Annotated in this window: 9 protein-coding genes; 6 read left to right on the plus strand and 3 right to left on the minus strand. The window is 54.2% G+C overall.

Annotated elements, in window-relative coordinates; all coding sequences use genetic code 11:
• The first annotated feature begins 158 nt into the window (after positions 1 to 158).
• Positions 159 to 2,048, plus strand: a complete 1,890-nt coding sequence (locus A3OW_RS0103525; protein WP_020562045.1) for a pyruvate kinase — start codon at positions 159 to 161, stop codon at positions 2,046 to 2,048.
• A 28-nt stretch (positions 2,049 to 2,076) separates the two neighbouring features.
• Here the strand turns inward: A3OW_RS0103525 and A3OW_RS0103530 are convergent, their stop codons facing one another.
• Positions 2,077 to 3,204: an HD-GYP domain-containing protein gene (locus A3OW_RS0103530; RefSeq protein WP_020562046.1), complete on the minus strand. Its 1,128-nt coding sequence runs from the start codon at positions 3,202 to 3,204 to the stop codon at positions 2,077 to 2,079.
• Here A3OW_RS0103530 and A3OW_RS0103535 point away from each other — a divergent pair.
• The 3 genes from A3OW_RS0103535 to A3OW_RS0103545 all read left to right on the plus strand — a co-directional run bounded on the left by A3OW_RS0103535 (position 3,193) and on the right by A3OW_RS0103545 (position 7,781).
• Positions 3,193 to 3,426, plus strand: a complete 234-nt coding sequence (locus A3OW_RS0103535) for a hypothetical protein (RefSeq protein ID WP_020562047.1) — start codon at positions 3,193 to 3,195, stop codon at positions 3,424 to 3,426. The genes A3OW_RS0103530 and A3OW_RS0103535 overlap by 12 nt on opposite strands.
• 76 nt (positions 3,427 to 3,502) lie before the next feature.
• A complete protein-coding gene (locus A3OW_RS0103540; RefSeq protein WP_020562048.1) occupies positions 3,503 to 5,626 on the plus strand; it encodes a molybdopterin-containing oxidoreductase family protein in 2,124 nt (707 codons plus the stop codon).
• Positions 5,627 to 5,783: 157 nt separating this feature from the next.
• Positions 5,784 to 7,781 (plus strand): HEAT repeat domain-containing protein, encoded by a 1,998-nt coding sequence (locus A3OW_RS0103545; protein WP_232422323.1) that lies wholly within the window; start codon positions 5,784 to 5,786, stop codon positions 7,779 to 7,781.
• Between the two features lie 94 nt (positions 7,782 to 7,875).
• Here the strand turns inward: A3OW_RS0103545 and A3OW_RS26220 are convergent, their stop codons facing one another.
• The gene (locus A3OW_RS26220) at positions 7,876 to 9,369 is read right to left on the minus strand and encodes a hypothetical protein (RefSeq protein WP_026223305.1); all 1,494 of its coding nucleotides are present in this window, start codon (positions 9,367 to 9,369) and stop codon (positions 7,876 to 7,878) included.
• 241 nt (positions 9,370 to 9,610) lie between these two features.
• On the opposite strand from A3OW_RS26220, the gene A3OW_RS0103555 reads away from it, so the two are divergent.
• Positions 9,611 to 9,823 carry a hypothetical protein gene (locus A3OW_RS0103555; protein ID WP_020562050.1) on the plus strand — a complete coding sequence of 71 codons (213 nt, stop codon included), beginning with the start codon at positions 9,611 to 9,613 and terminating at the stop codon, positions 9,821 to 9,823.
• 36 nt (positions 9,824 to 9,859) lie between these two features.
• On the opposite strand, the gene A3OW_RS26225 is transcribed toward A3OW_RS0103555, so the two are convergent.
• The gene (locus A3OW_RS26225; RefSeq protein WP_020562051.1) at positions 9,860 to 11,437 is read right to left on the minus strand and encodes a calcium-binding protein; all 1,578 of its coding nucleotides are present in this window, start codon (positions 11,435 to 11,437) and stop codon (positions 9,860 to 9,862) included.
• Positions 11,438 to 11,920: 483 nt separating this feature from the next.
• Between A3OW_RS26225 and A3OW_RS0103570 the strand changes: the two genes are divergently transcribed.
• Entirely contained in the window at positions 11,921 to 12,562 is a 642-nt protein-coding gene (locus A3OW_RS0103570; RefSeq protein WP_020562053.1) for a DUF2959 domain-containing protein, read from the plus strand.
• Positions 12,563 to 12,691 lie beyond the last annotated feature (129 nt).

Here is a 12,691-nt window from a genome sequence, read left to right on the forward strand (position 1 = left end):
TGCGACGAAAAAAAAGGCCGGATGCTCTCCGGCCTTTTTTTGCAGGATACTTGAACATCGACGATCAGATGCCCCCTAAATGCGAAGTCATACGACTGTCATAAATTCTGATTATTATTGAAGGGATTGGAACCCTACGCCCGGATTTTCGAAACACTGTGAATTCCCTTATCAATAGCGATCCCTATAACGACATACTCAAACAGCTTTTAAAAGAGGTTTCGGAATTGCGGAGGAAAGTCGAAACTCACGCAAATTCCCGCCTGCATCAATACCGGGATAAATACCGCGACGGCGTGTTCACCCGGAGCGCCTGCAATCTGGCGCACTATCTGGCTTTAAGGCAAAACGATCTGCGCAACCTTCAGGACCGGCTGGCTCAGGCCGGCCTGTCCTCGTTGGGCCGGGCGGAAGCCTCGGTCATTTCCACCCTGGACGCTCTGATCGACATATTGAAGCGCGCAACCGACGAGGCGTTTTTGCCCGGCGACAAAAATCCGAGCGAATTCGGTTTTACCCGGGGGCATCAGTTGCTGGAGCAGCATGCTATCGAGCTGTTCGGACCGTTTCACGAGCAAAGCAAAGCCCATGTGATGGTCACCTTGTCGACCGACGCGGCCTGGGACTATGAATTGGTCCATGCGCTGCTGGAAAAAGGCATGACTTGCGCCCGGATTAATTGCGCTCACGACGATCCCGTACTATGGCAGGCCATGATTCGGAACATTCGCCGGGCCGAGACCGAATCGGGCAAGTCCTGCCGGGTTTTGATGGATCTGGCCGGCCATAAAATCCGCACCGGATCCATTGAACAGGGTCCCGCCGTTCATCACATCAAAATCAAGCGGGATGCTTCAGGGCAATGCATCAGTCCGGGTTATCTGGTATTGGCTTCGGACGAAACCTGCCCTTTTACAGCATCGGAAGCCCATCAAACCTTGTTTAAAATTACGGTGCCGCAAACTGTCTTCGAAAAATTTTCTCCCGGCTTTATCCTGACGTTTACCGACGCGCGTGGCAAAGAACGCCATCTGCTTCTTGAAAAGTCTCTATCCGAAGCCGAATGGCTGGCTTCCTGCCCGCAAAGCAGTTATCTGGCTTCGGGCTGCGAGTCAGCCTTGTACGAGTCGGCTCCGGTAGCGGAAAAGACACCCATTGTGCAATTCAATCTGGGCGAATTCTCCGGAGCGAGTCAGATCATCCGCTTGTTTAAAAACGATTTGCTGTTATTGACCGACAACATCGTTCCCGGAGGTCCTGCCCGCTACGACGAGAATGGCATCGAGATTGCTCCGGCGCACATCGGTTGCACCTTGTCGTCCTTCATCGACCGGCTGAAAGTGGGTCAGCCGGTCTGGATCGATGACGGTAAGATCGGAGCAATGGTGGAAGGACTCACCGAACAGGGCGCCTTGTTGCGCGTGACTCAGGCCAGAAGCGACGGCGTCCGCATCCAGTCCGACAAAGGCATCAACTTTCCGATGACCGATCTGGGGCTGCCGCCGCTCAGCGACAAGGATTTGAGCGATCTCGACTTTGCCTGCGCGCACGCCGATCTGATCGGTTTTTCCTTCGTGGAAAAACTCGCCGACATGGACTATCTGATCGACGAACTGGCGAAACGGAGCGCCACCGATTTGCCGATCATCGCCAAAATCGAGACCAACCGCGCGGTCAAGAATCTTCCCGACATCATTCTCGGCACCCTCGGCCGGCACAGCCTGGGCATCATGATTGCTCGCGGCGATCTCGCCGTCGAGCTCGGCAGCGCCCGGCTTGCGGAAATTCAGGAAGAGCTGCTCTGGCTCTGCGAGGCCGCGCACGTGCCGGTGATCTGGGCGACGCAGGTTCTGGAATCGATCGCCAAGAAAGGCGTCCGATCTCGGCCCGAATTTACTGACGCCGCGATGGCGGTGCGCGCCGAATGCGTGATGCTGAACAAGGGACCCTATATTCTCGACGCGATTGAAGCCCTGATCAATGTGATGGATCGTATGCAGGCGCATCAACGGAAGAAATTTTCCAGGTTAAGGGCTCTGCATTGGTAATTTTTTCAGGACGAAATTGCGAACCGTTTTAGGAATAAAAATCTTCTTGAAACTCATGCTGAATGCGAAGAATTTCCGGTTCGTGCGCGATCAAGGCATTCACGCAGTCCCGATCGAATTTTTCGCCGCTCAGTTCTTGCAGCAAAGCGAAGGCGGCTTCATTGCTCCAGGCTTCCTTATAGGGCCGTTTGCTAGTCAACGCGTCGAAGACGTCGGCGACCGCGACGATGCGCGCTTCGATCGGAATGGCCATGCCTTTCAAACCCTCGGGATAACCGCTGCCGTTGACCATTTCATGATGATATTCGGCGATGTTGCGGAGAATATCGATATCCTTGAGGCCGCCCAGGTCGAAATTCGCCACCAAATCGTCGATCATTTGCCGGCCTTTTACCGTATGGGTTTTCATGCAATCGAACTCGTCGTTGTCGAGTGGTCCGGATTTGAGCAGAATCTTGTCGGGGATGGCGATCTTGCCGATGTCGTGCAGCGGGGCGAACGTGAAAACGCGGTCGATGAACACGTCGTCCAGGCGGTATTTTTCCGCCAGCGCGGAAGCGATCAGGCGGGCGTAATGGGACATGCGGTCCAGATGATTGCCGGTTTCAGGATCGCGGAAATGGACGATGTGTTGAGTGGTTTTCACTGCGGCGTTCATCATGCCCACGACCGACAAATCGTTGACGATCAGCAAGGAAACGATTTGTCCGTAAATGTCCAGTTTATGCAAACAGCTTTCGGTAAACACGTCGGTTTCAAACGAATTGAAAAACTGAAACCCGAAAATCAGGCCGTTATGAAACATCGGCCGGGTATAGCTGGCGGCATAGCCCTGCCGGCCGATTCGAATGGTGTGCTCGTGTTCGCCGTTTTGAAAGATGGTCAGATTGTTCACCACTCGTGGTTTGCCTTGCTGAAGAATCTCTTTCAGCGAAGGCGCTTCGTCGAGACTCGCCTGATAGTTGGGCAAGGGATCGTCCATCCCGCTGCTGTGGAGGAAAGTCGACAAGACTTCGGTTTTCTGGTCGTAGAGCGCCACCGCGATGCGCGAGATGAAAGGTATTTCTCCCTGAAGAATGCGATGCAGGTTCGCCAGCTTTTTCTGTAACGGGACCTGATCGTCGAACTGGATAAACCGATCCTGATGGAAGAACATGATGATGCCGCAAATGATGAAGACAAAGTTATTGTAGATATAAAATTGATATTTATCAGAAAAATCAAAGACGCACCGGTTACTACAAGCGCGATCCCGAGAGTGAACCCTATGAGCGCCGGGCGTTTTTATAACAGGGAGGCAAGGGCGCCATCGAGCCGATGGGCATTGAACGGCGGCGCTTTCGGGGCCGGAAAGGGTCGCTGGATGCGCGCTGCATAGCCTGGAGGGCTAAATACATGACGGAACTGAGCCGAATCAGTTATCATCGGCTTTTTTGATCCAGCGGAAATCCAACATGGCCGAAGCAATAAAAACGACTCATCCCGGCGGCTGTCCTCACGACTGTCCCGATACCTGTTCGATGATTTTCGAAGTCGAAGGCGGCAAACTGACCGGCGTCAAAGGCAATCCCGAGCATCCGATGACGCGGGGAGGGCTTTGCGTCAAATTGAAGGATTACGAAAAACGTCATTACCATCCGGACCGCCTGTTGTATCCGATGCGCCGCAGCGGCCCGAAAGGCAGCGGACAATTTACGCGGATCACTTGGGACGAAGCCTTGGATGAAATCGAAACCCGCTGGCGGGCGATCATCGCCGAACACGGACCTCAGGCGATCGTGCCTTACAGCTACCTCGGCAATCAGGGCCTGGTACACGGGCTGAACGGCGGCGATGCGTTTTTCAACCGGCTCGGCGCGACGGTGACCGAGCGCACCTTCTGCGGCGAAGGTTCGAGCACCGCCTGGCTGTTGACGCTGGGACCGACTGCCGGAGTCGATCCGGAAAGCTTCGTTCACTCGAAATACATCGTCATCTGGGCCTGCAACTCGGTCAGCACCAATCTGCACCACTGGCACATCGTCAAGGATGCGCAGAAGCAGGGCGCCAAGGTCGTCGTGATCGACGCCTATGCATCGAGAACCGCCAAGGAAGCCGACTGGCATCTCGCACCGAAGCCGGGCACCGACGGCGCCTTGGCGATGGCGATGATTCATACGATCGCCGAGGAAGGACTGGTCGATCGGGATTACGTCGACAGCTACACGGTCGGTTTTGCGGAACTGGCCGAACGCGCCAGAACGCGGACGCCGGAATGGGCGGAAGCAATCACCGGCATTCCTGCCGGAGACATCCGCAAGCTGGCCCGCGAATATGCGACCACTCAACCCGCCGCGATCCGGATCGGCGTCGCCTTGGAGCGGCATCACGGCGGCGGTCAGACCGTCCGCGCAGTTTCCTGCCTGCCCGCGTTGACCGGCGCCTGGCGTCATGTCGGCGGCGGCATCCTGCAGTTTCCGGTCTGGGAGCATCCCTACAAGTTCGACGTGATCTGCCGTCCGGACCTGATCCCGGAAGGCACGCGCGTGATCAATGCCTTGCAAATCGGCCGCGCTCTGACTACCGAGCCGCCGGCGGGGCCTCCGATCAAGTCGATCATGTGCTGGAACGCGAACCCGGTCACTCAGGCGCCGGAAACCGACCGGATCGTCGAAGGATTGATGAAAGAAGATCTGTTCCTGGTGTCGGCCGAACACTTCATCTCCGATACCGCTCTATACGCCGACGTCCTGCTGCCGGCATCGATGGGCGCGGAAATGGAAGACCTCATCCTGTCCTGGGGGCATCTGTATCTGACCTATAATGCCAAGTGCGTCGAATCGCCGGGCGAAGCGGTCCCGAACAACGAGATTTTCCGGCGCTTGGCCGCACGGTTCGGCTTCAAGGAAGACAATTTCAAGTGGTCGGATTCCGAATGCCTGGAGCATTACGTCGACTGGAATGCGTCTGCCTGCCGGGGGATTGATCTGGATTACTTGCGGAAGCACGGCTTCGCGCGTCTGAACGTCGGCACCCGGGACGACCGCGCGCCGCACCGGCAAGGCCATTTCCCGACGCCGTCCGGCAAATGCCATTTGAAAGCCGAGGGCGCGACCAATTTCGTGCCGGGGCCTTTCCGGCAGATGTACGAGAGCTTCCAGCCCGGAGAAGCGCTGGATCCCTTGCCGGATTACGTGCCGCCCAGGGAATCGGCCGCGACGAATCCCGAACTGGCCGCCAAATATCCGCTGAACATCGTCTCGCCGAAGAGCCACGGCTTCCTGAATTCCTGTTACGCGAACATGGAAAGTAAAATCCAGGGGCAGGGCGAGCAGTTCGTTTTAATCAATCAAGCGGATGCCGATTCCCGCGGCATCCGGCCCGGCGGCAAAGTCAAGGTCTTCAACGGGCGCGGCGCATTTGCGGGCGTCGCCCGAATCACCGACGACGTGAAGCCGGGATTAATCGTTGCAACGCTGGGTTATTGGCGGCAGTTGAACGACGGTACCGTGAACGGCATCAGCTCGGCGGAGCTGGTCAATATGGGCAATGCGCCGTCGTTTTCGGATAATTTGGTGGAAATCGAGGCATTGCAATAAAATTAATGTTGAGTTGTTGCGTCCGTTTATGAGGTACGCACCCTGTATTATTTTCGAACCCCATTGTTAAGTCAGATTCGAAAAAGTATGCGATGCGGACTTTACCTTGCTGAATTCAGACCTTGGGAACCCGCTATATTAAGGAAGATCGTTATTTATGAATGTAATGGTACACATGATTTTTATCATGATTTTTTTAGCGGCCAATAATAATGCCCTAGCCGAACAGGTTCATCGTTATTCTCATCGTTCTTCCGGAGTCGAAAAAAAATCTTTACCCGAAAAAAAAGCGGGTAAACAGAACGGCAGCGCCAAAAAAGCGCCTTCGAAAACGGCGAAAGTTCCTCAAAAACCGAAGAATGTTTCGTCGAAACCGCAGAAAAAAGAAACGGTTCCTTCCAAAGCTCCGGCGAAGACTCCCACGCCAAGACCATACGAAAGAAACGCAAGCGACAGCAAAACAGAAGTAGCGCAACTGTTGCAGCGACTGGCGGAACTGGGAGCCGTTTCCAGCATCATCCCGCTGCTGCAGGACAGTGATCCCGGCGTGCGCGAAGGAGCGATAGAAGTTCTGGGACAATTGGACGCAAAAAACGCGATTTCCAGCCTCATTCCTCTTTTGAAGGATGAGAATGATTCCGTGCGGAATAAAGCAATCGAAGTATTGGTGCAGTTTCGTGCCAGGGAAGCGATTCCCGTTCTTGTTCTTCTGTTGCAGGAAAAGGACAGCCAGATGCGCATCAACGCCATGGCGGCCCTGGTGCGATTGAACGCTCGAGGGGCCATTCCGGATATGATTCGACTCCTGAAAGACGACAACACCACGGTGCGCACCGCCGCGATGGACTCGTTGGCGGAATTGCGGGCAAAAGAGGCGGTTTCCGGCATTTCGGCGCTTTTGCAAGACAACGACAGCCGCATCCGTATCCGGGCCATGGAAGTACTGGCCTTGCTGGATGGAAAAGAAGCGGTTCCCGGCATTATTTCGTTACTGAAAGACAAAGACGACAGAGTGCGCGTCAGCGCGATCAAGGCCCTGCAGGCGTTGGACGCAAAAGAAGCGGTGACGGGCATGATGCTTCTGTTGCACGACAATAATGCGGAAATTCGTTCCATGGCCTTGAGTCTGCTCCGCACGGTAAAGGCCGAAGAAGCCGTTCCGGAGATGATTCCTCTTTTGCGGGACGGCAATCCCGGCGTACGGATCAATGCCATTGCCGCATTGGAAGAACTCCGGGGAGAACAAGCCGTTCCCGAGATGCTGCCACTGTTGAACGACAGCGTCGGCAGCGTGCGCCTTCAGGCGATCGATTCGTTGTCGCGGTTGCAGAAAGAAGAATTTATTCCTCATATCGCATCCCTGCTGCATGACAAGGATGAGCGCGTGCAAACCCGTGCTCTGGAATTGTTGGCGGAAATTCATCGTAAAAATGCCGTAATCCCCGAAAAGAAAACGATTGCCGACGTGGCCGCTCTATTGCAAAGCCCCAATAAAAACCTCCGCGCCAAAGCAGCCGCTGCATTAAAAGAATTAGACGCGAAAGAAGCGATTCCGGATATTCTGCCTCTTTTAAAGGATAGCGAGGAGGAAGTACGCCTCGAGGCGATCCGGGCCCTGGCGCAATTACAGGCAACGGAGTCGATTCCTGCGCTTGTCCATTTTCTGAAAGATAATGAGCCGAAAATACGCATTGCCGCCATGGGTGCCCTGGTCGTGTTGCAGGGAAAAGAAGCCATGGCTGAAATTGCGCCTTTGTTAAAAGATCCGGTTCCCGAGGTCGTCTATGCCACAAAAGAAAGGCTGTCGCAATTACAGAATCCGTTATTGACGGCCGTGATCAGTAAATCCGTCAATCTGCTGATCGTGTTATGCCCAATTCTGGCGATTCTGCCGCTGTTTCTGAATGGGGCAAAGTTTTTTATAAGTATTACGGTTTTTATCGGCTCACTGTTTTTGTTCCGCCAATTGGCGAATCTGTCTCTCGACACTCCCTATCTTAAAGAAGGCGCCCTATTGGGGAACGTCTATCTGATCGGGGTATTATTGATTTTCGGCGCCGCGCTGTTTTTGAAGGCGAGCTGGTGGATTCTGGTCAGCTTGATCAAAGGCTCGCCGGATGGGGAGGAGGATCATCTTGAGGCAAGGATCAAGTAAGGTTTGGGTGAATTCTTGTGAGATGGCGTTGAAAACTCGTACAGCCGGTTAGCACGGCAACCGATCCATTGCATTTCCACGACATTATCCTCCTTTAGCCGACGGCGTTCGGATCGCCTCGCTCTCCCTGTAACGGGTTAGGCGAGGTTGAGTTGTCCGGGGGCGGGGACTGCGGGGAAACGGTTCCCGATGCCCCCGGCAGTTGTCTGGCATTTTTCTCGGCGTCGTCCTTTTGCGCCAGTAACGAACGCAATCTTAGAAATTCTCCGAGCGTGTTGTACCAGAACGGTGCGCCTAAACTGAGCAACAGGATCGAAATAACGACGCCGGGAAGACTGACGTTGTCCCAGTTGCTCCACCATGTTTGAAGGTCGTTCGGAAGATTGATCAAGCCTTCTTTGGCCAAAAGGGCCAGATATTCTTTTTTCCTCTTGACGTCGGCGCTATTGGCTTCTTTTGCGGCGGCGGCCAGAGCGTCGGCCCTGGATTGGGCTTCCAGTGCGGCTTTCTCTTTATCGGCGGCATCGGCTGCGTTAGCGCTTGTTGCGAGTTTAGCTGTCGTTTCGGCGGCTTCGGCTTCCTTTCGAGCTTGCTCAGCGTCGCTGTTTTTCGCCTGAGCATCGGCTACTGCCTGGTCCTTGCCCATTCTGACCGCGGTTTCGACAAAAGACGCTCGTAACGCGTCGTCAATGGACAAGCGGTTTATTATATGGATCGCATCCAGTTGCAAGGCAACGGCGACGACAGCCGCACTGATGAAAGTCACCACCCGCGTGGTGGCGGTATAGCGCACGCTGACCCGGTCCATCACTTGATCGAAATTCTGGTTGATTTTCGCGAGAAATTCGCTGAAAGCTTCCTGCAGGAGCGCATTGGCTTGACGGAAATCGCCGGCCAGCTCCGGGTGGGATTTTTCATACTGGAGCGCCAATTGCCGGACGTTTTTTAACGTATCGGCGGGATCTTGAATGCCGTTTTGATCGAGTGCTGTCAATAATTTCTCGAAAGGAGCTTTTTTCTCTGAAATGGCTTTTTGCAGAGAGTCGAACGCTTTCTGCCGCGTCGCGGCATCGGCCGCGGACTCCAGATTTTTGATGAACTTTTCAAAGGGCTTTGCCGCCAACTCCGGAATTTTTTGCAAATCGGATTTGAGCGGGTCAAGTGCTTTTTGAATGTTTTCTTTTGTGCCCGTTGCCACCTCCGCTTCAAGGTTTTTCAACGCATCGTTCAGGCTTTTCCAGGAGGCCCCGAAACCGAGCAATAATTTGACGAATTCTTCTCTATGGATGACGTTGCCCCGCTTGTAAAACTGAACAACGGTTCGCACAAAAGGTATCCGGGTAGGCATCCACGATCCTGTTTTTCCGCCAATGACGGGATGCAACAGAACGTTTTCGGCAATGACTTTCCCTTCCTTGCGAGTCATGCCGGCATCCAGTAATTCGAGCAGATCGGTCAGACCGTCGCTCAGATTGTCGGCTCGACTGGCCAGCAGATTCAATACCGCCTGATTCAGCAAAGTGACTACCATGCTGATGATCAACATGACGACCGTCAGTCCGATCAACACGTCAAGGGATTCCAGCATCGCTTCACTCCTGTTCATTGTTAGAGAAGGTACAAGATTTGCTAATTGCCTGGCTTTTTCGCAGTATATCGACTCCACCGATTCAAGTTGTTAGCAAATTGTTATTTTTTTGTTAGTTTGTGTTTTTGATTTTCAGGCCTCGAGAAAGGGACAACTATTGCCGCAAAATAAGGTCCGAGTAATGTATGAACTTATCTTTCAATTATTTTGTTGGTGAATTAACCGGATGACTTCGAAAAACATGCGTATTACAGAAGCCGAATTGTCTAAAGCCCGAGCTTACATTGCCGATCATTTCGCTGCACACAGTTGGTGGCCTAAAGAGCAGCCGGGCGAAGCGAAGCGGGAATTCGAACTGATGCAAGGCAGCGCTCTCTCATTGAATGCCTGGTGCGATAAATGGCTGGACGCCGAGCAATGCAAAAAACTGGAAAAAGCGCTTCGAACTCCGTAAAGGACTCAAGTGCGTCTCGGGAACGGTCGGAATCCATCACGGGAGATACTGCTGCAACGTTTCGTGCCATTGTTCGAATTGGCCGGCATTGGCATCGTTCAACAGGTCGGCCGGATAAAATTCGAAATAGGTGCTGTTGAAATTAGTGAATCCATAACTCAAGCCGGCGCCCGGAGAATCGTTGGCGAGCCAGTGGCACCACGGCCAGGCGGACTGGTTCGACCATTCGCCGCAGGCCTGGAACAGAATGCGGGTTTCATTTTTGACGCCCGCCAGGATATTGGCCAGATCCGAATTGAGCGTTGGCGCGTTTCCGGTCAACACTTCCTGAAAGAAGTTGATGCGCGGCGTACCGGCGCCGTTAAAGCGGGACAGAAGTCCGTCCCTTAACGCCTCGGCCGTGGTCGGGCCGGTGGCTCCGTCCGAAATGCCGAATAAGCCGGCGTAGAGAAACTTGCCGGGAAAGGCGTTCGCCCAATAACCGACCGAAGCATAGACCGCATTGATAAACGTGGGGGCATCGTATCCGGGCGGCAGTTGGGTTAGCCGAATGGATTGAATGCCGCCGATCGATGCGTCGATTTGCTTCACGGCCGGATGATTTTTTAATTCGACGCCATTTATTGAATAGGTGCCGGCGGCATTGGCGAGTTTTTCAAGAGCGGCCAGCAGCGTGGCATCCCAGGGTAGGCTGGTCATCCCGAACTGAGGATGGAAGAAGGTTTCCGTTTTATTGAGCAGCCAGGCTGGCTCGGCCATGGCCATAACGGCAATGGAAACGCTCTGGTTCAAGGATTCCGCTTGCCGGATGACTCTGGCGAGCCTTGAAAAATCGTAAACACCTTCGGCTTTTTCGATTTCGCTCCAGTACAGGCGAACGAGAACCCCGTCGACAAAAGGTTTATCGACGACGGTGTCGATGGCATAAATGCCCGCCGGATAACTGATGCAGTCGTCCGTGCCGTCGCTGTTGCCGGAGTCCTCGCAAAAGTCGGCGCCTTTGCCGCCGTATATCGCATCGTTGCCGTTGCCGCCGTTGAGGTTATCCTTGCCGTTGCCGCCGCTCAGGGTGTCGTCGCCGTCGTCGCCGTTGAGGGTGTCCTTGCCGTTGCCTCCGCTCAGAGAGTCGTTGCCGTCGTCGCCGTGCAGATCGTCCTTGCCGTTGCCGCCCGCCAGCGTGTCATGGCCGGGACCTCCGGTCATTACGTCGTTGCCGTTCTCGCCTTGCAGAACGTCGTCGTCGGCATCGTCCGGCAGATCGGGATCGTCGGTGGCATCATCGTCAAAGCCGTAGACGACGTCCTTGCCGTTGCCGCCGAAGATCTCGTCGTTGCCGTAACCGCCGTACAACACGTCCTTGCCGTTGTTGCCGTAGACGACGTCGTCGCCTTCTCCGGCATCGACCACGTCGTTGCCGTTCCCGGCGCAGATCGTATCGGGGCCGCGGGTGCCGTAGATGACATTCTTGCCGCTGCTGCCCTGAATGATCAGGCTGTTGACGCCGTCGTTGACGAAAGGCACCGTCTGGCAGTCGCCCGAGCCGTCGCAGACCGTGTACGAGGTGTTCACCTCGTCGGAGTCGAGCGAAAAATCCGGATGTTTTTTAGTCAACACAATGTGCGGATCAAGGCATGGTGACTGGGCGTCGGCTGCTGCCGTCAGAGCCCGGCTAGCGCCTAAAAAACAAGCGCCCAGAAGAAAAATTGTTTTGCATGAAAAGACGCCCAGCCCGCGCCGGCGGACAGCGGCTCTTGCTGGAAGAATCGCCGCATTCTTCATGCCGTGTCATCTCTTGTTGATTTTAACGCCATTGATTTCCTCCCGGCACCCGTGCTGCGAAAATCACACGGTTTTCGGTTTTTGCCGCGTAACGGCTTCTCTTTTCATAACGGGAAATGATTTAAGAAAGAGACAAAAATAACAGGCGAATATTTCATAAACAAACTCCGCCATGGTAGATAATAATGTCCTTGCCCCTAATATGCCAGCACGGAACGATCTCTTGCGGACGCGTCGTCAAAGAATGGCGCGCGTTGCCGGTAGGTTCAATGCGGCGGTTTATCCTATAATGCCTGCAAACTGCCCACGGAGAGATCAATGAACCATATAAAAATAATCTTTTTGTCCCTGGCCTTCAGCCTGAGCGCCTGTTCCAGCATGTATTACAGCGGACTGGAAAAAATAGGAATTCCCAAGCGGGAAGTCATGGTCTACCGGGTGGAAAAAGCGCGGGATACGCAGGAAGAGACGAAAGAACAATTCAAATCCGCCCTGGAGCAGTTCACGGCGCTGACCGGTTTTCAGGGCGGCGATCTGGAAACCACTTACAATAAGCTCAATGGCGAGTATGAGGCCAGTGCCGGCAAGGCGGAGGAGGTCAGGCAGCGCATCCGGGACATCGAGGACGTCTCGGAAGCCTTGTTCAGCGAATGGGAGAATGAAATCACGCAGTACAGCAGCGCCTCGCTCAAGCGCAGCAGCCAAACCAAGCTCAAGGAAACCAAAATTCAGTATCGGCAATTGATTACGGCCATGAAAAGCGCCGAATCGAAAATCCAACCCATTCTGACGGTTTTCAAGGACCAGGTGATGTTCTTGAAGCATAATCTCAACGCCCAGGCCATCGCTTCCCTGAAAACCGAACTGGGCTCGATCAAATCGGATGTTTCCAATTTGATCGCCGCCATGGAAAAATCCATCAATGAAGCCAATGCGTTTATCAAAACGATGGAAAAGTAGCCGGAGTCTCATGGAACGGCAGATGTTTGCCGGGAGGTGCTTTGGGCAACCGGAAAGCAGGCGGGGAGGGCGACCCGGTATGAATTTCAATCATATCGATCCAGGTGTCCGGAAAGGGTTTGCCGTTCG

Source organism: Methylosarcina fibrata AML-C10, from assembly GCF_000372865.1.
Classification (GTDB): Bacteria; Pseudomonadota; Gammaproteobacteria; order Methylococcales; family Methylomonadaceae; genus Methylosarcina; species Methylosarcina fibrata.

What these genes read in the sequence shown, in the direction of transcription:
- A3OW_RS0103570 (WP_020562053.1), top strand. Translation starts at nt 11,921, where the DNA reads ATGAACCATATAAAAATAATCTTTTTGTCCCTGGCCTTCAGCCTGAGC.
- A3OW_RS0103545 (WP_232422323.1), top strand. Translation starts at nt 5,784, where the DNA reads ATGAATGTAATGGTACACATGATTTTTATCATGATTTTTTTAGCGGCC.
- A3OW_RS0103535 (WP_020562047.1), top strand. Translation starts at nt 3,193, where the DNA reads ATGGAAGAACATGATGATGCCGCAAATGATGAAGACAAAGTTATTGTA.
- A3OW_RS0103530 (WP_020562046.1), bottom strand. Translation starts at nt 3,204, where the DNA reads ATGTTCTTCCATCAGGATCGGTTTATCCAGTTCGACGATCAGGTCCCG.
- A3OW_RS0103555 (WP_020562050.1), top strand. Translation starts at nt 9,611, where the DNA reads ATGCGTATTACAGAAGCCGAATTGTCTAAAGCCCGAGCTTACATTGCC.
- A3OW_RS0103540 (WP_020562048.1), top strand. Translation starts at nt 3,503, where the DNA reads ATGGCCGAAGCAATAAAAACGACTCATCCCGGCGGCTGTCCTCACGAC.
- A3OW_RS26220 (WP_026223305.1), bottom strand. Translation starts at nt 9,369, where the DNA reads ATGCTGGAATCCCTTGACGTGTTGATCGGACTGACGGTCGTCATGTTG.